Raw genomic sequence first — 21,777 nt, 5'->3', positions numbered from 1 at the left:
TCGGATTTATTTGCTTGCGAAATTGACTTCGCTCTTTTGTTTTGGGTTCTGTTAAACCCGCACATTTTTGCGAAAACATTGTTCAGTTTTCAAGGTACTACCTGCTGCCTTCTTTAAAACAGCTTTTATATTTTCCCAGATTCAGCCGCTTTTGTCAAGCACTTTTTTCTGAGTCCTTTTCGCCGTCTTCCCCGACAGCGTTTATTATCTTACTAAAGCAGCTCGCTTTTGTCAACTGCTTTTGCTCGATTTATGTTGAACTTGTTATTTGTCGTAACTCGCTCAGACACATGTAATACCTTACTCTTTTTGTACTCATTCGTCAAATTAATCATTTTGTTCGTTATTTAAGTAAAATTGATTTCAAATTAGTTTTCACTAATACCTGTCAAACCAGTTTTTTTACTTTTTAGACTAGACCAATTAACCAATTATTCGTAATTTAGTCATTTTTGCCACTTCTATTAACAAAAATTTGGGCAAAAAAATTTCGCAAGTTTATTCAACCTGCGAAATCATAGCAAAGTGCTACTCATTAAATCAAAGTTTCTTCCTTAGTAATCTTTGTCATTCCATTCATATAAGGAACCAAAACTTCTGGTACGGTAACTGTTCCATCTTCATTTTGATAGTTTTCTAAAATTGCAGCCACAGTTCTACCAACAGCTAATCCGGAGCCGTTAAGAGTATGTGCCAAATGCAGTTTGCCATCATCATCACGATAGCGAATTTGCGCACGACGAGCTTGAAAGTCAGTACAATTTGAGCAACTGGAAATTTCACGATACTTATCTTGAGCCGGCATCCAAACTTCCAAATCATAAGTTTTAGCACTGGTAAAGCTGGCATCCCCAGTAGACAAAGCTACCACATGATATGGCAAGTCAAGTTTTTGCAACAAGTGCTCAGCATTATGAGTTAGTTTCTCTAATTCATCCCAAGAATCTTCCTGCTTGCAAATTTTAACCATTTCAACTTTTCTAAATTCATGCATTCTAATCAGCCCGCGAGTATCACGTCCAGCTGAACCAGCTTCACTTCTAAATGCTGGAGACAATGCAGTTACATTGATTGGCAGCTTCTCACCATGAATAATTTCGTCACGGAAATAGTTAACAAGCGGAACTTCAGCAGTTGGAATCAAAGTTAAATCACGTGGCTTGTCAGGGTTGTCGTTATCAACAATGGTGTACACATCTTCACGGAATTTAGGAAATTGTCCAGTGCCCTGCATTGATTCATCGTTAACCAAATATGGCGGAATTATTTCGGTGTAGCCTTCTTTAGTGTTTTCATCTAAGAAGAAGTTAAAAACAGCCCGCTCAAGTAAAGCACCTGCACCTTTATAATAGACAAAACGAGCACCAGAAACTTTAGCTCCTCTGTCCCAATCCAAAATATCGAGATCAGTACCAATATCCCAATGTGCCTTAGGCTTAAAGGCTAATTTAGTTGGCTCATGCCACTTGCGAACTTCTTCATTATAATTTTCATCAGGTCCGATTGGATCAGAATCGTCCGGGAAATTAGGCAGTCTTAGCAAGATGTAATCTTGCTTTTCAGTCAATTCAGCAACTTTATCATCAAGTTCCTTAATTTCCTGTCCTACTTCACGCATTTTTTTAACTGCAGCAGAAGCATCTTCTTTGTTTCTTTTAATTTCCGCAATTTTCTTTGAAACTGTATTGCGTTCAGCTTTTAATTGTTCACTGCGGTTCAATTCTTCACGCCGATCGGCATCAATTTTAACCAGTTCATCAAGCTCTTCCGGCTTAACGCCACGTCTGCCAAGCTTATCCTTGGCCCAGTCAAGATTCTCGCGAATCACCTTTATATCCAGCATCTTTTTACCTCCACAAAAAAAGCCAACTCATCCCACAAGATTGGGACGAATTGGCTCATACATGGCTTCGCGGTACCACCCAGTTTCAGCTAATACTTAGCTGCACTTCATTAAATCGGCGATAACGATGCCGCGTGCCGTGTAATTATTAATTACCCACATTAATGGAATCTGGAAACGACATCTATTCGCTTGCACCAAGATGCGAACTCTCTGAATCAGTCTGAGGATTCCGTGTTTGGATATTATTTTAAGCTATTATGCTTTTTTTAGCAAACAATATTTAATGTTTTTATAATTATTTTTGTAAAAAGATTGTGCCAAGTTTAAATCACTTTTCTCTTTTAAGCCAGTCTGCCTTTTTCAGCAAAAAATAATCTTCCTGATATTGAAATAGCGTACTTACCATACTCATATCAACTGAATAAATATATTTAAAGCCGAGTCGAGTAAGTAAACTTTGTGAGCGAAAATTATTTTTAAAAGTGCCGGCCCAAATTTCAGATTGATTGAGCTTTTTAAACGCATAATTCAAAAGTAATTTTAAGGCTTCAGTCATATAACCTTGACCAGAAAAATCTTTATCAAGTAAAAAACCAATTTCTTTGGTATGTAATAATTCTGCTTCGCTTGTACCTCTATTATATAATTCAGCTAAGCCAATTAATTGCCGGGTATTTCTAAGACAAATTGCATAACTATACTTTCTTGCGGCATACTTTCCTGCAGCAACCTCAGCTTCCGCCAGGTTGTGATAATGTTCAAAACCTGCTAAACGCCGATAATATTGATCTTGTCCCCATTTTAGCAAAGTAGGTGCATCCGATAGTTTAAAAGGACGAAAATAAATTCGGCTGTCCATTAATGACCAGTCAATCTAAGCAGCCAGTCCATGCCAAATTCCAGCGCAAAACTGTATGCTGCAATAGTCCAGGGTTTACCCAATATGATAATCCAAAAATAGGTCCAAAACTTCATATCAGTTAAACCCGCCAAAAGGCATAAAACATCATCGGGTGCCATTGGAGCCACAATGCAGATTGCAAAAAACCAGTTGAATTTCCGCTGGTTTTTAGTCCACTTCATATATTTATCAAGAGTTTTTTCAGAGACAATATGAAGAATAAAAGGTCTGCCGTAAAAGCGTGCTAAAAAGAAGTCAATAATTGATCCAACACAAATTCCTACGTAGTTATAAATAAAACCAGCTACAGGTCCAAAGAAAATAACTCCACCCAAAAGTGAAACGCCACCAGGAATAATAGGTATAACAACCTGAATTATCTGAATCAAAACAAAAATAATCGGTCCGATTATTTTCTTGTCAGCCAAATATGCTTTCATTTTGGCTTGACTGGTAAATATTCCCAATCTATACCAATATATACATAACAAAATGATAATAATCCCGCTGACAACGGTCAAGATATTAATCAGTCTTCGACTAGCTTTAGCAGACAGATGCATAGCTTACCTCCAATGTTAAGCCTAATTTTACCAAAAAATAAGCATAGTGATTACTTTTTAAGTCATTAAATAATAATAATTAAAATTTTTTAATTATTTTTTCTTAAAGTAAAAATAAATTGGGTTTTTAGCAAAAACCGACCTTTAATTACATTATAATAGATATTAAAAATACAATTTTTGGGAGGAAAATCGGATGGCAGAAATTATCAATGATGTCACTTATGATGAACAAAGAAAACTTAAGGTAGATATTTATAAGCCGGACAAAGTCGGTTTTGGTGACAAAATATTGCTGTTTTGGCATGGTGGTGGCTGGTTTCGGGGAGATAAAAACAGTATTAGAGACTTATGTCAAAAAATTTCTGATAAAGGTTTTACTGTTTTTGCACCTAACTATTCTCTTGCTCCACAGCATACTTTTCCAGCCGCACACCAAGATAGCATTAACTTCGTCAAATGGCTGATGCACAGCGAGTTTGTAATTAATAAAAAGCCCCACATTACTCAAATTGGTGCCAGCAGTGGAGGCACAATGGCACTAAATATTGCGGGTAAATATGGTTTCCCAACAGTAACATGGTCTGCTCCTGTCAGTTATTCTGCCTGGATGAAAGACCACCAGAACGTCACGCCTGCGGTTGATGGTCGCAATGAACTGGACTTATCTGATTTACATGATATTAATGATGCTTTTTATAAATATTTTACTTTAGCATATGCCGGTTCTGAAGATGAAAAGGTGTTAAAAAAGATTGATGCTGATTCATATGATTACAGCAATTTACAGCAATTATTAATGATCAATTCTGCAGATGAATTGTCTCCTATTAAATATTTACTTAATTTTATTAACTTTTTGGCACAAAATAACCATGCTGTTGATCTTAAATTAATAGCAGGTAAGCGCCACGCAATGACTTATGCTAATCAATATTTAGAGGATTCATTAGCATACCTTTTAAATGCTGTAAAATAAATCTTAACTTTTACTTACTAATTATTAGTAAAATATTCTATATGTGCTATAATGATTTATGAAAACGGTTTATATTGATTTTGAGAAAAATCTATCCTGATTAAAATTTAAGGAGATAATATTATGGCTAAATATCAATCTATTAATCCATATACTAATGAAACTTTTGCCAGCTATGATAATCCTACAGCTGAACAAATTGAGGATGCTCTAAACTTGACCGATGCACTTTACAAAAAGTGGCGCCATGAAGGCCCTGAGACCCGAACAGCAACATTACACAAAGTAGCAGACGGTTTGCGCGAGCATAAAAAAGAAATGGCAGAGATCATGACCCGTGAAATGGGTAAAATGATTGGTGAATCTGAAGGTGAAGTTGATCTTTGTGCTTCTATTTGCGATTACTTTGCCGACAAAGGGCCTGAATTGTTAAAACCCGAGCCAATTGATTCCAAATTGGGTGATGCATATTACCTAAAGCAGGCTACTGGCGTTGTAATGGCATGTGAGCCTTGGAATTTCCCACTTTATCAAGTAATCAGAGTATTTGCACCAAACTTTATTGTTGGTAATCCTATTATTCTGAAGCACGCCCACAATGTTCCCGGTTCTGCAGCATTGATTGCTAAAATTATTAAACAGGCAGGTGCCCCTGAGGGCAGCTTGATTAATATGTATCCAAGCTACGATCAACTTGATCAAATGATCGCCGATCCTAGAATTCAGGGCGTAGCATTGACTGGTTCAGAACGTGGTGGTTCTTCGGTTGCTGAAAATGCTGGTAAAAACTTAAAGAAGTCGACCATGGAACTTGGTGGTAATGATGCCTTCATTATCCTTGACGACGCTGATCCTGAAGTTTTAAAGCAGGCGCTTAGTTCAGCCAGAACTTATAATGACGGCCAAGTATGTACTTCTTCTAAGCGTATTATTGTCGTTAAGTCCCGTTATGACGAAACGCTGCAAGAATTAAAGAAGGTCTTTTCTAGTTTGAAGCCAGGAGATCCGCTTGACCCAAGTACTAGCCTGCCACCAATGAACTCACAAGGTGCAAAGGATAAACTGACTAAGCAAGTAAATGGCGCTATTGCAGCAGGGGCAAAAGTGTTCTACCAATATCCTGAAATTGATTCAGATGGTGCATTCTTCCGCCCAACTATTCTGACCAATGTTGATCGTGACAATCCTGCATTTGACCAAGAGTTCTTTGGCCCAGTTGCTATCGTTTACGAAGTAGAAGATGAAGATGCTGCTATTGCTTTAGCTAACGATTCCAGTTACGGTCTAGGTTCTTCTGTTATCAGTTCCAACATCAAGCGTGCTCAGAATGTAGCTGCGCAAATTGAAACTGGTATGAGCGTAATCAACGGCACATGGATCAGTTCTGCTGAATTACCATTCGGTGGTGTAAAGAAATCAGGCTATGGTCGTGAGCTTAGTGATTTAGGTTTAATGGCATTCGTAAACCAGCACTTAGTAATATCAATGCCAACCAAATAACTCATCATTAAGACATAAATTAAAAAGCTGATAACCTGCGTTACTATATAAGAACGTTGATTTATCAGCTTTTTATTTTTTATTATTGCTTTTGACGGTGACGAAATAAATTATACCCTGTCAGTCCAGTCGTCATCACGCTAGCTAAAATTAAGAAATAAGTTGAAGCGCCAATTGAAACTGCGTATAAAAGCAGTTGACTGGTAATGCTGTGTAAAATACCATGATTAGACAGTGTACTATTAGACATTCTATAAATGATGTAAATTAGAAAAATAGTTTCAATCAAAGAAAGTAAAAATGCGATTAACCTGCTCTTTTTAGTATCTCTCAACGTGTGATAAATGATAAATAGCGGAATCAAAACAATTATTAACCATATTACACAAAGTAAGACACCTGAAAGCAGTGTGGCATTTGAAGAAAAAAGTCTGCCAGCAAGTCCGAAGACAACCCTGGTAATTGACATTTTTTGCCCGTAAGTCATGTCTAAAACAGATGCACCAGATCCAGTAAATAAAACTATCAGGTTTATTACTGCCACCAAAACAACCAGAAGCTGTACATAGGTAAAGTGCTTCTTTACCTGAACATTTTCTTTATATTTCATACCCTTCTGGGCTAATCTGCTTTTCGATTTAACTTTTTCTTTCGATTCAGCCACATCATTGAACATGTTAGAACCCAATTGATTGATTTTTTGTGTTAAGCGCTCATCCACGGTATAACGATCAATTTTTTCTTGACGACTGCAAACAAAGTAAAGCCAGACAAGCAATGCAAAAAAGCAAATCCAACCAAAGCTGCGGGAAAAACTCATGAGAATTAGTAAAGCAATTCCCAATAGAAAAACAATCATACTGTTAACATGAATCCATTGCAACATTCGCTCGATAACCGAATTTTGTTTTTCTGGATAAAATTCTTGCCGGTATACCTTGCGACTGGCTATTTTTTTACCGGTCTCTTCATCTTCAAAGTTAGCCTGTTGGTGTTGATCCGTGAAAAAAGTCTCACGGTATTTTTGTAAATCAAACTGGCAATTGGGACAGGTAACATCCTCGTCAGAGACAGGACGACCACAATTTGGACAAGTAGTCATAAGAAACTTCCTTTAAACAATAATTATTAATAGCTTAATCATAAAACAAAAATAGCGCTAAGGAAAATTCTTATCACTATTTTAACCTAGCTTTTTACTGTAATTCTTGAATTTGTGCCTTAAGTTGCCTTATTTCAGAAATTGAAGCCCGCGAATCAAGCATTAATTGATCGAGCTTAAATTTAAGTAACTCTAATTCATTATTGTTGCCTTTTTTGAACTGCTTCTTTTGGGCAGTTGATGTGATTAACTGACTATTCTTAATTTGCCATTTAGGAACTTTAAGTTGCTTGATAAATGCCTGATCGTGTGACACGAGAATCATGGCAAAGGGATAAGCGGTGACAAATTCGGCCAGTGCATTAACCGATGCAATATCTAAAAAGTTAGTCGGTTCGTCCAGCAGCAATAAATTATATTGACCTGTAAGTATCTTAGCTAAGTTGAAACACACGAGCTGCCCACCACTAAGATCACTTATTTTATGCTGCCCGTATTGACGTAAATGTAGATCACCTAAAACCTGCATAGTCAAACTATCATCAAATATACTGGTAGCAAAAAGAGAATCTAGCAGGGTTTTATCAGTTTGGCTAGTAATAATATTCTGGTTAAAATAACCTATTTTCAATTTAGAATTATAAAAACCGGTTAACTGTCTATTCTTGATTTTTTTCAGAAAAACAGTCTTGCCAACACCGTTTTGCCCAGTTAAAACTACTTTTGAACTATAAGTAAGATTTGCTTCCTGAGTAATGCTAAACAACTCTTGACCATATGCATTAACCTGCTGTTTCTCCAGCCGTAATGCCTTGCTTTTAGGAGAAATCGATAAATCAGTTATTGCATTGTTGCCATTTTTTAAGGTAATCGCATGATGCATTTGCGGCTTCTTTATTTCTGCTTTTTCCTTATTGATGCGGCTAGCAAGATTCTTACTGGCTCTGATAACATTATTTGCTGTTTTTTGTTTTCCCATGGACTTTGACCGCCAATCAGATGAGGAAAGTCCCTTTTTGTTGTGAGAGAAAGTTCTGGCCTTATTAAAATGCAGATTATAACTTCTCTTTAACTGCTCAAGGTGCTTTTTCTTTTGCTCATAAGTCGTTTCTGCCCGTTTTCGCTGATCTTCGTTAAAGCTGCGAAACTCTTCATAAGTCCCTGAGAAATTGTGTACTTCTTTATTTTGAATATACCAGATTGAATCACAAACTTTGTTCAAAAAATTCTGGTCATGACTGATAATTAAACAGGCAATTTTGCTTTTATTTATTAATTTTATTAACCATTGTTGCTGGGTAATATCCAAATTAGAAGTGGGTTCGTCCAAAAGCAGCAAACCGTTAGGCATATTTTTTAATTGGGTGACGGCCTTATTGAGAGCCAATTTTTCCCTTTGTCCACCGCTCTTATCCCCAGCATCAAGCAATTGTGAAACATAAGCAAAATTACAATTGCTGGCAACCGTGCCTTTAACAGTAAATGAATCTGTTAATTTTTCTTGAGCAAGTATTCGCATTAAAGTTGTTTTACCGGCACCATTGTTACCAATTAAGCCAATTTTTTGCACAGAATTGATGCTCAAATTTGAGACAGTCAGCAGTTTAGAAGCTGCCACGCCAATTTGTAAATAATCTATTTTAATTAATTCCACTTATAAAACCTCAACGTGTACACATAATACACTAAATAAGCTGCAGTTCATTGAATTGCAAAAATTACTCTATCTGCAAAAGTGATTCGCTCTACGTTAGGTTCAAAATTAAAAAGTGATTAATTATTTAAAACTTTAACGAGAGCTTACTGATTATTTACTTGTCTTGACATTCCAGTATTCCTTACTTTCCGCTTAAAATTTAATTAAAAACATTATACTATAATAAATCAACTTTTGTAAACCTGTCAGAAAACATATTTCACTAACAAAAAAAGCTGAAACTCTCTAAATGAGAATTTCAACCTTTTAATTAAGTTCAATTAATTTTTAGCACGCTTATTCTTATGCCAATGGACACCTTCATAGGTCAACTTGACAGCAGCAGACAAAGTGATCGGCATAATAAAGACTAAGATTATCAGTCCAATAATCACTGCCAAGGCCACTTCAATCAGAGTTGGAATCCCTGAAGGGATTAGCGCAGCAAAAGTACCACCTAAAATGATAGCAGCTGAAACTACAACTGTGCCGATAATACCACAAGCCTTTAGCATTCTTTGACTTGGCTTACCGTCTTCAAGTTCACGATAGCGGGTCATTAAGAAGATACTGTAGTCAACGCCCAGAGCAATTAACATGATGAAACCAAAGAACGGTGTGTTCCAGGTCAGCATGGATTTGCCTAATGCAGCTTTAACTACCCATTCCGTAATTGATAATGAACAGAAGTAGGCAATCAAAAGAGTACCCAAGATATAAACTGGTTGCAAAAGTGAACGAGTTACAAAAATGAGGGCAATTCCAATACCAATCAACATTATGGCAGCAGTTCTAATAAAGTCTCTGTTGGCAATATCTTTGATGTCAGCAATGTTGGAACTCTCTCCGCCCATTGCTACTGTAGCCTTTTTGAGCCTGGTTCCTGCTAAGGACTTCTTAGCCATCAAACTCAGATCCTGCGCCTTCTTGGTTGCTTTAAGACTACTTGGATTTGACTTAAAGACAATCATAAGCATTGCAGATTTCTTATCAGGACTCAGATAATTTTTAATTGAGGTTTGGAAAGTATCGTTTTTAATAAATTCCTTTGGGATATAGAAAGTATCTGCGGCTGAGGAACTAGCTAAACCATTAAGATAAGCTGCACCTTGACCAAGTCCACTATTAACTTCATCTACCCCATTGGTAATCTTTGGTGTACTTGAAGCCAATTTCCCTGCACCAGTATTTAGTTGACCAACACTGGAATTCAATTGGCCAATGCCTGAGCTTAATTGACCAGTACTGGAATTAACTTGACCAATACCTGAGCTTAATTGACCTGCACTGGAATTAAGTTGACCAATACCGCCATTTAGAGTAGAAGCACCACTATTTAATTGACCAGAAGCAGTAGCCAGTCTGCCGACACCAGATTGCAGCTGACCCATTTGGCCAGATACATCTGGCATTGAAGCAGAAGCTTCTGCCCATGATTTTTCTAAAGCAGCACCAGCAGCTTGCATGGCAGCCATCTTCTGTTGTTGAGTTAAACCGGGTATACTGTTAATACTCTTTGCTAAGTTAGCTTTATAGCTCTTTTCTAAAGCAGCCTTAGTATTTTTCTGCGCATTTGCGATACCAGCACTGCCACTTGCCAATTGAGAATTCAACTGGTTAAGGCCACTGGTCATTTGCTGGGTTCCGCTCTGCAGACGGCTTGCACCACCTTGCAGTTGACCAGTACCATTTTGCAAACGGCTGGCACCATTTTGCAGTTTACCAGTACCAGCCTGTAATTTGCTGGCGCCATCTTGGAGTTGACTAGTACCATTTTGCAACTGGCTTGTTCCATCAGCCAACTGACTTGCGCCAGCAGTAACTTTCTTGCTTGCCTTGCTCAATTTGCCCAAACCGGCGCGTGCCTGGTCAACACCTTGGTTAACAGTGTTAAGCTGATTCTTAACGTAGAGCTGATCAATGCTTTCACCATATGGCTGAGTTACAGAAGTGACAAAAGCCACATCTTCAGATGCCTGGAGTTGTCTGGTTAATTGATCAATTAACCGCAAATCTGCTTCATTATCAAGTTTATGGTTACTCTTAATATAAAGAGTCGATGGCTCGGCCATCCCCTTTGAAAAGTGATCTTCGACAACTAGCATCCCTGCTTTAGCTGGGGTACTATTATCAATCTCATCAGTGTCATCATAATTCAAGTGACCAGTATACATCAGACCAAAAGGAAGCACAACCACAGCCAATACAATTAAGTAAATAATTGGGTGAGCAAGTGTCGCTTTGGAAATACCATGCCATAATTTATCTTCATGCTCACCGGTAAACTTCTTCACTGGCCAGAACATTTTTTCTCCCAAAACAGCCATGAAGAATGGATTGAGTGTCAGCAGCACTATTAACAAAACAGCAACGCCGACTGCCACACCAACTGCTGATTGATAAATGGAAAAGTTAGCCAGACTTAACGCTGAAAATCCAATTAAGATGGAAGAACCGGAATAAAGGATGGTTTTACCAGCAACTTTTAAGGCACTATTCATCGCCTCATAGCGATCCATCCCTTTACCGAGGTCTTCTTTGAATTTGTCATACAAAAGGATGTTATAGTCCGTACCAATTCCGAACAGCACAATAATCATAAAGACTTGTGTAAAGTTAGAAAACGGAAAGTTCTGGTATTTAACCAGATTAGTCACAATCGCAAATGATGTGATAAAGGAAACACCAACCGTTAGTAATGAAATTAGGGGCACTATTGGCGACCTGAAGACAATCACTAACACAATAAATATGAAGATAACGGTAATTACTTCTGTTTTCTTAATTCCCTCTTGAATAGCATTCGAGAAGGCATTTTGCAAAACGTCTGCACCTGTAACGTAAGTCCTGATGCCGGCCGTTTTGACAGCTTTATTCAGCTCAGACTCAACATCATTAATCGGTCCGTGCTTTTTAGCCACATTCAACTGCATTATCCAAGTAGTATTATCTTTTGATTGCAGCTTTTTCTTGGTAGCAATATTATCATCTGGACCCAAGACCATCTTGATCCCATACTGATCTTGCTTGTCTTTAAGTCTGTCAATGGTTTCATTAATGGCATTTTTATCATCAGATGTCAATTTGCCCTTTTGCTTGTTAAAGACCACCGCAATCTGATAGGTATCCTTTTGCTTAGGACCCCAATCATTTTGAATTGACTTTGCGACTTCACTTTGAACATCCGACGGTAAGGAAATATTTGAGTGCTCACGGGTTAACCCTGTAACGTCCGGCAAAGCCACAACTGAAATGATTAATATTAAAATCCATGCAATTAACGAGAAAATACGATTTTTTACTAGTTTATGCACTCTTATTTTCCTTTCTCTTTTTTGGCAATAATTTCTTAGGCTGAACCAATTGAATAATTAATTCATGATAGCCTTGGTCAGCCTCTTCACTAGTTTCTTCTGTAAAAGAATCAGACACATCTAAAAAAACGTATCCTAGTACTGCCCCAATTAAGGAATGGAGCGAAACCGTGCTGTCACTTTTCAAATTTAGTTTGTCAGCCAAAGCTATTATCTTTAAAATTTCTTGAGTAATAGCATCGTCTTTTTGGTATTCATTCAAGTGATAGAGAATACTAATTAATGCAGGATCGTCCAAAATAAAATTACGCACGATATCCGCAAACTTAAGTAAAGCCTCTTCACCTGAAATTCCGATCAAATTATCAACTAATTTTTTACCTAAAATTTTAATTCTGCTTGCACCGACAAGCGACAGCAGTTGCTTTCGACCTGAAACATAATGGTAAAGTGACTGTGAACGAACGCCTAACTCTTTGGCTAGGTTCGGCAGAGTGGTCGCGGAAAGTCCCTTTCGTCCAATCAGCTCCGTCGCCTTCGCAATCACCTTATCTAAATCAAGGCTTCTTCTTTTAACCAATTTCACCCCTCCTTTTGACAGCATACTGAATAATATATCATTACAATATGAAGAATACAATCTACATGCTGTAAATTATTTTAAATTAATAAAAAAGCCCTCAAAGTGACTTTTTATTAGGGCTTAAAATTTAAGATTTGTTAAAGTATACGTCAAAAATGTTATTTAAAAAAGCTGTTGACTGCCTTACCTAGTTTAACAAAATCATGGTCATTATTACCCCAGACGCTGACGCAATAGGCATTACCATTAGACTGGACAAGTGCAACATTGGCTTTACTATCCCCAATAGCATAAATTAAACCCTTGCTATTACGGATAATCCTGGGCTTAGTTTTGTTAGCATTCAGTGCTCCTAAAACTTGATTGGAATATTGTCTGCTTAAAATCTGGTCATGGTATAGACTCACCATAATTTTGTTCAAATCATTTGCTGTGGTTAAAGCTGCTGGTTTTGCTGAAAACTTACCTTTAATTGTAGTATCATGGACACCGATTTTCTTAATAATAGAGTTAACGGTAGCTGGCTTAACTGTGCGCAGCAGAGCATTGGCCGCAGTCTTGTCACCTTGCATCATCAGCTGCTTCAAATAAGCTGCATTATACGCAATTCCTTTTTGAAGCACCTTTTCACCTTTAACGTGATCTGCTTTTTTGATCTTGATTGCCTTTTTGGAAACAGACTTCCCATGTTGTTCTTGGTAAGTTAAAGCAATAAGTAGAAATAAACGACTACTAGTATTTACTCCGTGTCGTTGACTGGTATTAGAAACACGCGCATATTTATTGTTATTCAGGTCTTGAACACAAACTTGATAGCTCTGATCCTTCCCCATCACCTGTACAATTTTTTCTGCCCATTTTTGCTCACTGCCGGAAGCAATTTTAATGTGATTGGGATATTCCACGGTCGCAACTTTTGGTTCACGGACAGAATTTTTTTCCTTTTTATTTTTGACAATCTGTTCCTGTCCTTGACCGACAATTTTCAGGCTGCTGTTTTCTACTTTTTTAAGATTGACAGAATAAAGCATAAAAGCAATAAGTGCCGTGATTAGTGAGCCTATCAAAACTTTATTTTTCATTTACTTGCCTCAGTTTAAAAGAAATGATGTCGTTTCATTAAAACAATCAACCAAACCATTAAAAAGACTGTCACCACTATGATAGCAATCCAGTCAGACGAGCTGTGGCCAACCGGAAGACTGACGTTCATACCGTAAAAACCGGTTAGAATAGTAGGAATAGTTAAAACCAAAGACCAGACAGTTAAAAACTTCATCGTATCGTTCAAATTGTTGTTCATCATATTATTTGAAGTTGCTGACAATGTTTGCGTAACCTGCTGTGAAATTTTCACCATTTCTGCCGATTGGTTTGACTCAATTAAGACATCATCAAGACGTTCACGCCCCGGCTTGGTAAAGTTCAACTGAGACATTTTTAAACTGTGCAGCATCATTAGGTTAGTTTGAATTGAGCTAGACAAATATACTAGACTTTTTTCAATATTTGACAGTTCAACTAAGTCCTTGTTATTAATGTCACCGGAAAGCTTTTGGTCTAAACTATTGCGTTCTGCATCAAGCTGAGTAACAGCTCGTTGAAAATACTGTGAAGAATACAGTAAAAATTTCATTAATAATTCAGTAACATCTTGCGCCAGGGATAGTTCTCGTCTTGTAGCCGTGTCATTAAACTCATCAAACACATAGCTGGTCGATTGAGTATGAAAAGTAAAGATGTTTTCCCCCGATATTAAAAAAGTTACTGGGTGAGCCGTAAAATGTTTGATAGTTTTAGTAGGCCAAATAGGCACATCATAAACTAGCAAGTTGATATGTGTATGCGTATCATAATCATAGTGGGGTCGTTCATGTCGGTCTGAAATATAGGTAATCATGTCAGGAGTAAAATGAAAATCTATTTGCAGCTTATTACTGTCTTCTTCACTCAAATTGCTGATATCATACCATTTATAATTAGTTTCTACTGGAAACTTTTGTTCTTTGATCACGTTTTCACCCCTGGCCACTATATTTAGCTAGTGCTGCCACCAGCTTTGTTATGCCATTATTATCTTAACATTGAAGAGAAAAACGACAAATAAAAAAACAGGCCTAAGCCTGTTTTTTAAATTTTTTATCACTTTTCTATTGTTTCCAAGCTGCATCAAATTTATTTTTACCAGTAGTAATTGCTTTTTCAACATTCCGGTTCTTTTGTGCAGCTGATAAGATTGATTGCATAATTGGGGTTAATTGACTAAATGTAGCACTAGAGTCCTTGATGACAGGAACACTGTAAAGTGAGTTGGCATTAAGTATGTCTTCTAATTTTGCTGGTAGCTTAAAGTCTTTATTCGACTTATATTCGTCAGACTTTGTGGCACTTTCACTAACCGGGATATAGCCGGTTTCTTTAGCCCACTTAATTTGACTATCTTTAGAAGAAAGATATTTCATAAATTTGAAAGCAGCAGCTTTCTGCATCGCACTGGCATGGCTGAACATATAAATGTCGGTACCTTGCGACATAGTGTATTTGCTTGGCCGAGCTGCAACTTCATAATTGAAGCCTTTCTTGGCTGCCTGTTTGATCCATGTTTCAGTTGATGAAGATGTAACAAACATTGCCAATTTTTTGTTAGTAAACGGAATGTACAAGTATTTATCAGAACCTGGCATTCTAAAGTAACCCGCTTTTTCCCCGTTGATAAAGTAATTGAGCAACTTTCTGGATTTAGCACCAGTAAAGTCAATTTTACTGGAGAAGTTTTCACCCTGGTTCTTCATACCCAAAACGTAGTAGTTATCAAGATCATCAAAGCCTGCACCAACTACTTGATGGTTACTCTTTTGGTAAATAGTCTGTGCAGCCTTCTTAACCTCAGCCATTGTTGCAGGAACTTTGGTAATGCCATATTCCTTAAACATCTTTGGGTTATAAATTAAAACTTCAATTGACTTGTTAAAAGGAATACCGTATTGGGTGCCCTTAATTTGCGCACCATTTAGCATGTCTTCCTTAATACCAGATGCTGCAACACTGCCCCAACCTACATTTTTATCATTAATGTATGGTTTAAGGTCAACCAACATCTTATTTTTAGCAGCACTTTCAAGCCAACCCGGGTAGGCCTGAGTGATTGTCGGTAAATTTTTAGGTGACTGCAGAGTCGATGTGATTTTTGACTGCAAGTTATCGTAATCACCTTGTTGTTCAAGTTTGATTTTTATTTTAGGATTTTTATTTTCAAAATCCTGCGCTAAACTTTTCAGTGTTTTTTCCTGAGAGCCCTGCATGCCATGCCAAAAAACGACGGTAGTTTTTTGAGTTACCTTTGGTATTTTAGAACTTGAGGATGATGAACTGCCACTTTTTGAACAAGCTGCAGTTCCAATTAATGCCAAGCCGGCTGCCGCAACAGCTGCCAGCTTTTTACCGAAATTCATAATATTGTTTTTCCTCCAAAATTTTTTAAGTGCTCAATAGTGATAGTTTGAGCATTAATACTCATTTATTGTATAGCAAATAATGTAAGATTACAACAAATTTAGATACAAAAATTCGGCTTTATTTGTATATTTTACTTTATTTGATTTTATAGTTCGCTTTATTCCGAACATTTTTCAGAAAGTCTTTATTTTGTTCCATTTTAAATATAAAAAGAGCTTGCCTACTAAGACAAGCTCTATGATAAAAATTGCTATTTAGTTTTTATTGTTTCCAAGCAGCATCAAATTTTGTTTTACCTGTTTTAATTGCATTGTCAACATTTTGCTTCTTTTGTGCAGCAGCTAAAATGTTTTGCATAATTGGATTTAAGCTACCGTAAGCTGCACCGGCATCCTTAATAATTGGGACACTGTAAAGGTTTGCCATTGCATCTTCAAGTTTAGCTGGCAATTTCAGCTTCTTGGTATCCTTGTACTCAGCTGAATCAGCAGCTGCTTGATTGACTGGAACATAACCGGTGGCATTTGCCCATGTAAGTTGACTAGCTTTTGAAGTTAAGAACTTGATGTAAGTAAATGCAGCGGATTTTTGATCAGCTGAAGCATGCTTAAACATGTAAATGTCAGTACCTTGTGACATGGTGTATTTACCAGGACGAGGAGCAACATCATAAGTAAACTTATTGCCTACACCTTGTTTAACAAAGCCTTCACCAGCAGAAGTACCAATGTACATTGCTACCTTTTGGTTAGCAAATGGACCAGACAGATAGTGTTCTGAACCAGCTACTCTGAAGTAACCATCTTTGATTCCATCTGCGTAAAAATTAATAACCTTCTTTGAAGTGTCGCCGGCAAAGTCAATTTTACTTGAGAAGTCAACGCCTTCGTTCTTCATGCCTAAAGTATAGTAGTTTGATAATGAGTCAAAACCAGCACCTACAACTTTATGATTACTCTTTTTATAAATGATTTGTGAATCTTTCTTCAGTTCATCCATTGTTGCAGGTGCTTTTTTAATACCGTATTTCTTTAATAAATCTGCATTATAGGTCAAAACTTCGATTGATTTGTTGAAAGGAATACCATATTGTTTACCATTAATCTTAGCACCATCAAGAAGTGTAGATTTAATATCTGAGGCCTTGCTGCTGCCCCAGCCAACTTCTTTACTATTAATGTATGGCGTTAAATCAACCAGCATGTTTTTGTTGGCAGCATTAAAGAGCCAGTCAGGATAGGCCTGAGTAATGGTGGGCAAGTTGTTAGGTGACTGCAAAGTTGAATTGATTTTAGCTTGTAAGTCGTTATAAGCTCCCTGACTTTCCAATTTAACTTTGATCTTAGGATATTTGCTTTCAAATTCACGTGTCAACTTCTTTAATGTAGCTTGTTGCACACCTGGCATACCATGCCAAAAGACAATATTGGTTGTCTTCTTGACTTTAGCAATTTTCTCTGAACTTGAAGATGAGGAAGAATTAGAATTGCTTCCGCCATTTGAACAAGCTGCAGTACCAACAAGAGTTAAGCCAATAGCAAACGCAGCGGCCAACTTTTTACTAAACTTCATTTGGTTAAAACCTCCCAAATATAAAAACTAAACAACATTTTTTGATTAATCAAAACGCAATTGTTTGATTGCGCTTTGGTAAAATCCTGTTTCCATAAGGGTTTTCCACCAGCTCCGGATGCAATGTGTGCACGGGAATTAGTGTTGGTGGTTGAACCCAAGCAATAATTTGTTTTAGTTCTTGCTCGTCAGCGTGACCAGAACAACGCAACGCCTGAACTTCAATATTTTGCTCAGCAAGCCTTTGCATAAAAGGCTTGTATGCTGGGTCAAAATCTCCTAATGGCTCTGCATTAGAGTGAAGATACAAACCACCTTTTTGCAAGTGGTCGAAATCAGCAACTGCCTGCCAAAGGAATTCGTGATCATCATTTAACAGCTCTTCATAAGAAACTGCCAGTTCTGGCTTTAGATCAGCGAATTTTTGCTCCCCTGGCAAGTAATAATAAGGAAAATCCTGATTAATGCTTTCTTTGAGCAAGTGAGCTCTTGCAGCATGCAAAATCACACAGCGTGGCGAATCAGAAATAACACGCAATAGCCGCTCAACATTGGTCGGATATGTGTTAAAAGTGATTTGCCGCTTAGGATTTTGCTCTTGCAGTTGCACAAATTTAGCAGTCAATTCATTTTCATTTTTTGGACCGGTAAATTCTGCGCTATTTTCCTCATGCTTTTCTTCCGGCCAAGAAAAGCCGGTTGCTTCAGTAATTAAAACATCACAGTCTTTGGCTGCTGCCAAAAATTTTTTAACCCAGTCAGAATGATACCCATGCAGACGAATATCACCAGTATAGGCAATTGCCAAATCCGGTGTTTTAACGATCAGACCAGTAGCGCCATACGCATCATGATCACTTGGCCACACCGTCATCGTTATATCGCCCACTTCTATTGGCTTTTGATACTCTGCTGCGATAATTGGGCGTGTATAACTTGCTTCATGATCTGCAGCCGACAGCAGAAAGTCTCCTTTTTCATTTAAAGCAGGCAACATCTTAGCTGTTATTGGCCCTGCATACAAAGGTATTTCTGGAGCCAAGAAATTCATGGCCTTGCTGTGATCAAGGTGCAGGTGGGACATATAAGCTGCCGCATATTTCCAATGTCCATGATCAATTGCTTTACCAGTTAATTCGGGATCATAAAAGTTTGGTACATCACCAATCAGTTCATTTTGCACTAAAGTCTGATATTTCTCGTCAGGCAGATTAAGCTCAGGTCGGTAAACTTCACCCAAATCAAACAAAATGTGCGATTTACGGTAAGCTACTTCCATCATTGGGCCGCCAATAGTATTTAAACCATTGTAAAACGTAATGGTGGTTCTATCCTTTAAGGTCATTACGAACCACCCCCTTAATAATCTGTTTTCTAAAGATTAGGTACAAGACTAAAATTGGTAAAACAGTCAGGGTAGCAGCAGCCAGTTGCAATTGCGTTTCACTACCGGCATCGGATGCAAAGGCCGACAAACCATTATTCAGCAGGCGCATGGTATCTTCATTTGTAACCAGTAATGGCCAGAGAAATGAATTCCAGCCAGAGATGAAACTTAAAAGACCAACTGTAAACAAGCCACCTTTTGACATCGGTACTAGAATTTTCCAAATATAGTCCCAATCGCTGGCGCCATCAATCATAGCTGCTTTATAAATCGTATCTGAGATTGAACCAAAATAGCTTTGTAAATAATACATGTAGAAAATCGAAGTCAAGAATGGCAAAACCAGTCCTACATAAGTGTTAAGTAAACCCATATGAGCAATTGTGTTGTAGTTAGTAAAAATAATTGCTTCACCAGGTACCATTAATAATGACAAAAGCACCATTTGAATTAAGCCCTTGCCCTTAAAGCGCAAGTTAACCATGGCAAAAGCGCCGAGTAATGAGTTAAACAGACTGACAATCGTGGTGACGCTAGCTGTTAAAACCGTATTGAAGAAGTAGCGGCCAAAAGGCGCACGAGCGAATACTTTGGCGTAGTTAGACCACTCAAAATGGTGGGGAATTAGTGTCGGCGGAATAGAAGTTGTTTCCTGAAAGCTCATCAAACCGCCTAAAATCATGTAAATGAATGGGAAAACAGTAATGATGGCAAAGATAAATAAAATAATGTAACTGAATAAAACTCCTAGCCGAATTCGTTTCATTTAATTCTCTCCTATCTTCTTCATCATTTTCCGTTGCAAGAAGGTTGCAAACAGAATAATCAGGAACAAAATTACCGTTGCCGCCATCGCAACTCCGGGAGTACCGACGATTTGAAACTTATTGTAAATGTAGAACACTGCGGTTGTTCCTGAATTGCCCACTCCAGCTTGCCCGTTAAAGAGTGCGTAAACAGAAGTATAGATTTTAAAGGCCCCAATCACGTTCATTGTTAATAAGAAAGCAATAGTAGGAACCAGCTCTGGCATAGTAATGCGCCAAAACTTATCGCGCCCGCTAGCACCGTACATGTCAGCAATTGTATAAAAATTCGGGTCAATATTACGCAGTGCCCCCATTAATATGACAATGTTAAAAGCCAGTGACGACCAAATACCAAAGATAATAATGGTAGTTAAAGACATTGCTGGATCATCAATCCAGTCAGGAGCAGGCAGATGCAAACATCTAAGCAAAAAGTTCAACATTCCGTAATCACCATTAAAGATATAACGGAAAACAATCCCTATGGCAATTGTTGAAGTGACATATGGCATAAAAAACGTGGTTTCAAAGAAGGACTTATGCTTAACCTTGTCAAAAATTATCCACGCCAGCATAATTGAAATAATTAAGCCGATTGGTACTGAAATAATTGCATAGAGAACCGTATTCTTGATAGCCAGCCAAAATTCCGGATCATTGAAAATATACTGATAATTGCTTAAACCATTCCAGTGTAAGTCAATTAAGGACCCACCCTGAAAGCTCATGCCAAATGCACGCAAAATAGGATAAATACTAAACAGAGTGACAAAAATAATAGTTGGTGCTAAAAAAAGCCAAGCCTTCTTTTGATTTGTCTTCATTAGTAAACTCGCTCTCCTTCAGGTGTAAAAAGAAATACCCGATTAAATCGCATTTTAAGTTTAACTTGATCGCCTCTCTTAATTGGAGTTTCAAGGTTAATTAGTGAACGAACCTGCTCATTATCAAATGTAAATTTCAGAATACGTTCACGTCCAATTAATTCAATATCATCCACCGTGGTCTCAAAAAGACCCTCAGGATCAGGAACAATATTTTCGGGTCGAATAGACAAGATATACTCACCGTCTGGTAATTCCCGTTTAAAACGAGACTGCTCCAGATCAGCAAGATCTATCGTAAATTGACTTGACTTTAATTCATTTGCAGTTTTAGTTATTTTAAAATTATCAATTACTGGATTGCCGACGAAATTGGCTACAAAATAATTATTAGGTTCTAAATAAAAGTTTTGGCCTAAATCATCTTGTTGTATAACACCATCATTAAAGAGGATGATTTTATCACCAATAGACAATGCTTCTTCCTGATCATGAGTGACAAAAAGCGTGGTAATGCCAACAGATTTGACTAATGAACGAATTTCCTCACGAATCTTTAAACGCAATCTGGCATCCAAATTGCTCAAAGGTTCATCCATGAGCAGAATTTGAGGTTCTTGTACCAAAGCACGAGCAATTGCCACCCTTTGTTGCTGACCACCGGATAAATTGCCCGGCTTTTGATCAGCCAGTTCAGTAATCTGCGTTAATTCCATGTATTTGGTGGCAATCTTTTTGGCTTCTGCTTTAGGTTTTTTGTTAGCCCCTACAATCAGCGGAAACATTACGTTTTGCAAAACAGTCATATGAGGATATAATGCATAGTTTTGAAAAACATAGCCAATATGGCGATCCTTAGGTGCAACTTTTACCACCGACTTGCCATTAAATAAGATGTCTCCTTCTGTGGGATTAAGCAGACCAGCCAGTATATTTAAAATAGTTGTCTTTCCACAGCCGGATGGCCCTAATAAACACACCAAATCTCCTTTTTTAACAGAAAAGCTGACGTTTTTTATAGCTTCATGACCATTGTCATAAACTTTTCGCAGGTTTTTCACTTCAACAAATTTATTGTTATCCATTAAATCGCACCACTATAATTTTTATTTTTCATTTTTACTCTCTTAATTTTATGATAAAAAAAGTCAGAACACAACCTAATTTGCTTAATTAAAATTCGTAATTATCTTATCATAATCAAGCTTTTAAGTTAATTATTCGTATTTATTGTGTAAATTGCTA

At 37.4% G+C, this 21,777-nt stretch carries 17 protein-coding genes; 2 read left to right on the top strand and 15 right to left on the bottom strand.

Going from position 1 to position 21,777, the window contains the following annotated elements:
* Positions 1–535 precede the first annotated feature (535 nt).
* The 3 genes from serS to F5ESL0261_RS01795 form a co-directional block, all read right to left on the bottom strand.
* The gene (gene serS, locus F5ESL0261_RS01805; RefSeq protein WP_122051951.1) at positions 536–1,843 is read right to left on the bottom strand and encodes a serine--tRNA ligase; all 1,308 of its coding nucleotides are present in this window, start codon (positions 1,841–1,843) and stop codon (positions 536–538) included.
* Positions 1,844–2,174: 331 nt separating this feature from the next.
* Positions 2,175–2,705 carry a GNAT family N-acetyltransferase gene (locus F5ESL0261_RS01800; RefSeq protein WP_122051950.1) on the bottom strand — a complete coding sequence of 177 codons (531 nt, stop codon included), beginning with the start codon at positions 2,703–2,705 and terminating at the stop codon, positions 2,175–2,177.
* A complete protein-coding gene (locus tag F5ESL0261_RS01795) occupies positions 2,705–3,310 on the bottom strand; it encodes a TVP38/TMEM64 family protein (RefSeq protein WP_109585877.1) in 606 nt (201 codons plus the stop codon). Before F5ESL0261_RS01795 ends, F5ESL0261_RS01800 begins: the two co-directional genes overlap by 1 nt.
* 196 nt (positions 3,311–3,506) lie before the next feature.
* Here F5ESL0261_RS01795 and F5ESL0261_RS01790 point away from each other — a divergent pair, with 196 nt between their 5' ends.
* Together F5ESL0261_RS01790 and F5ESL0261_RS01785 are read left to right on the top strand one after the other, a co-directional pair.
* Positions 3,507–4,289, top strand: coding sequence for an alpha/beta hydrolase (locus F5ESL0261_RS01790; protein ID WP_122051949.1), 783 nt, complete (start codon positions 3,507–3,509; stop codon positions 4,287–4,289).
* A 123-nt stretch (positions 4,290–4,412) separates the two neighbouring features.
* Positions 4,413–5,789 (top strand): NAD-dependent succinate-semialdehyde dehydrogenase, encoded by a 1,377-nt coding sequence (locus tag F5ESL0261_RS01785; protein WP_122051948.1) that lies wholly within the window; start codon positions 4,413–4,415, stop codon positions 5,787–5,789.
* An 82-nt stretch (positions 5,790–5,871) separates the two neighbouring features.
* Here the strand turns inward: F5ESL0261_RS01785 and F5ESL0261_RS01780 are convergent, their stop codons facing one another.
* The 12 genes from F5ESL0261_RS01780 to F5ESL0261_RS01725 all read right to left on the bottom strand — a co-directional run bounded on the left by F5ESL0261_RS01780 (position 5,872) and on the right by F5ESL0261_RS01725 (position 21,617).
* Positions 5,872–6,891, bottom strand: coding sequence for a zinc ribbon domain-containing protein (locus F5ESL0261_RS01780; RefSeq protein WP_122051947.1), 1,020 nt, complete (start codon positions 6,889–6,891; stop codon positions 5,872–5,874).
* 94 nt (positions 6,892–6,985) lie between these two features.
* Entirely contained in the window at positions 6,986–8,545 is a 1,560-nt protein-coding gene (locus F5ESL0261_RS01775; RefSeq protein WP_122051946.1) for an ATP-binding cassette domain-containing protein, read from the bottom strand.
* A gap of 323 nt (positions 8,546–8,868) precedes the next feature.
* Complete coding sequence (locus F5ESL0261_RS01770; RefSeq protein WP_122051945.1) at positions 8,869–11,901, bottom strand: MMPL family transporter; 3,033 nt, start codon at positions 11,899–11,901, stop codon at positions 8,869–8,871.
* Entirely contained in the window at positions 11,894–12,481 is a 588-nt protein-coding gene (locus F5ESL0261_RS01765) for a TetR/AcrR family transcriptional regulator (protein WP_122051944.1), read from the bottom strand. The genes F5ESL0261_RS01770 and F5ESL0261_RS01765 overlap by 8 nt, the downstream gene beginning before the upstream one ends.
* Before the next feature lie 161 nt (positions 12,482–12,642).
* A complete protein-coding gene (locus tag F5ESL0261_RS01760) occupies positions 12,643–13,566 on the bottom strand; it encodes a serine hydrolase (RefSeq protein WP_122051943.1) in 924 nt (307 codons plus the stop codon).
* 14 nt (positions 13,567–13,580) lie between these two features.
* Complete coding sequence (locus F5ESL0261_RS01755) at positions 13,581–14,498, bottom strand: magnesium transporter CorA family protein (RefSeq protein ID WP_046331619.1); 918 nt, start codon at positions 14,496–14,498, stop codon at positions 13,581–13,583.
* 136 nt (positions 14,499–14,634) lie between these two features.
* Positions 14,635–15,936, bottom strand: coding sequence for an extracellular solute-binding protein (locus F5ESL0261_RS01750; protein WP_122051942.1), 1,302 nt, complete (start codon positions 15,934–15,936; stop codon positions 14,635–14,637).
* A gap of 265 nt (positions 15,937–16,201) precedes the next feature.
* A complete protein-coding gene (locus F5ESL0261_RS01745) occupies positions 16,202–17,512 on the bottom strand; it encodes an extracellular solute-binding protein (protein WP_122051941.1) in 1,311 nt (436 codons plus the stop codon).
* 49 nt (positions 17,513–17,561) lie between these two features.
* Positions 17,562–18,857, bottom strand: coding sequence for an MBL fold metallo-hydrolase (locus F5ESL0261_RS01740; protein WP_122051940.1), 1,296 nt, complete (start codon positions 18,855–18,857; stop codon positions 17,562–17,564).
* Positions 18,841–19,665, bottom strand: a complete 825-nt coding sequence (locus F5ESL0261_RS01735) for a carbohydrate ABC transporter permease (RefSeq protein WP_122051939.1) — start codon at positions 19,663–19,665, stop codon at positions 18,841–18,843. The genes F5ESL0261_RS01740 and F5ESL0261_RS01735 overlap by 17 nt, the downstream gene beginning before the upstream one ends.
* Entirely contained in the window at positions 19,666–20,532 is an 867-nt protein-coding gene (locus F5ESL0261_RS01730; RefSeq protein ID WP_122051938.1) for a carbohydrate ABC transporter permease, read from the bottom strand.
* A complete protein-coding gene (locus tag F5ESL0261_RS01725) occupies positions 20,532–21,617 on the bottom strand; it encodes an ABC transporter ATP-binding protein (protein ID WP_122051937.1) in 1,086 nt (361 codons plus the stop codon). The genes F5ESL0261_RS01730 and F5ESL0261_RS01725 overlap by 1 nt, the downstream gene beginning before the upstream one ends.
* Positions 21,618–21,777: the final 160 nt, after the last annotated feature.

This window comes from Lactobacillus sp. ESL0261, from assembly GCF_003693025.1.
Lineage (GTDB): Bacteria > Bacillota > Bacilli > Lactobacillales > Lactobacillaceae > Lactobacillus > Lactobacillus kullabergensis.
This window is presented reverse-complemented; position numbering and strand designations above follow the sequence as displayed.

What these genes read in the sequence shown, in the direction of transcription:
- serS (WP_122051951.1), bottom strand. Translation starts at nt 1,843, where the DNA reads ATGCTGGATATAAAGGTGATTCGCGAGAATCTTGACTGGGCCAAGGAT.
- F5ESL0261_RS01800 (WP_122051950.1), bottom strand. Translation starts at nt 2,705, where the DNA reads ATGGACAGCCGAATTTATTTTCGTCCTTTTAAACTATCGGATGCACCT.
- F5ESL0261_RS01795 (WP_109585877.1), bottom strand. Translation starts at nt 3,310, where the DNA reads ATGCATCTGTCTGCTAAAGCTAGTCGAAGACTGATTAATATCTTGACC.
- F5ESL0261_RS01790 (WP_122051949.1), top strand. Translation starts at nt 3,507, where the DNA reads ATGGCAGAAATTATCAATGATGTCACTTATGATGAACAAAGAAAACTT.
- F5ESL0261_RS01785 (WP_122051948.1), top strand. Translation starts at nt 4,413, where the DNA reads ATGGCTAAATATCAATCTATTAATCCATATACTAATGAAACTTTTGCC.
- F5ESL0261_RS01780 (WP_122051947.1), bottom strand. Translation starts at nt 6,891, where the DNA reads ATGACTACTTGTCCAAATTGTGGTCGTCCTGTCTCTGACGAGGATGTT.
- F5ESL0261_RS01760 (WP_122051943.1), bottom strand. Translation starts at nt 13,566, where the DNA reads ATGAAAAATAAAGTTTTGATAGGCTCACTAATCACGGCACTTATTGCT.
- F5ESL0261_RS01750 (WP_122051942.1), bottom strand. Translation starts at nt 15,936, where the DNA reads ATGAATTTCGGTAAAAAGCTGGCAGCTGTTGCGGCAGCCGGCTTGGCA.
- F5ESL0261_RS01745 (WP_122051941.1), bottom strand. Translation starts at nt 17,512, where the DNA reads ATGAAGTTTAGTAAAAAGTTGGCCGCTGCGTTTGCTATTGGCTTAACT.
- F5ESL0261_RS01740 (WP_122051940.1), bottom strand. Translation starts at nt 18,857, where the DNA reads ATGACCTTAAAGGATAGAACCACCATTACGTTTTACAATGGTTTAAAT.
- F5ESL0261_RS01735 (WP_122051939.1), bottom strand. Translation starts at nt 19,665, where the DNA reads ATGAAACGAATTCGGCTAGGAGTTTTATTCAGTTACATTATTTTATTT.
- F5ESL0261_RS01730 (WP_122051938.1), bottom strand. Translation starts at nt 20,532, where the DNA reads ATGAAGACAAATCAAAAGAAGGCTTGGCTTTTTTTAGCACCAACTATT.
- F5ESL0261_RS01725 (WP_122051937.1), bottom strand. Translation starts at nt 21,617, where the DNA reads ATGGATAACAATAAATTTGTTGAAGTGAAAAACCTGCGAAAAGTTTAT.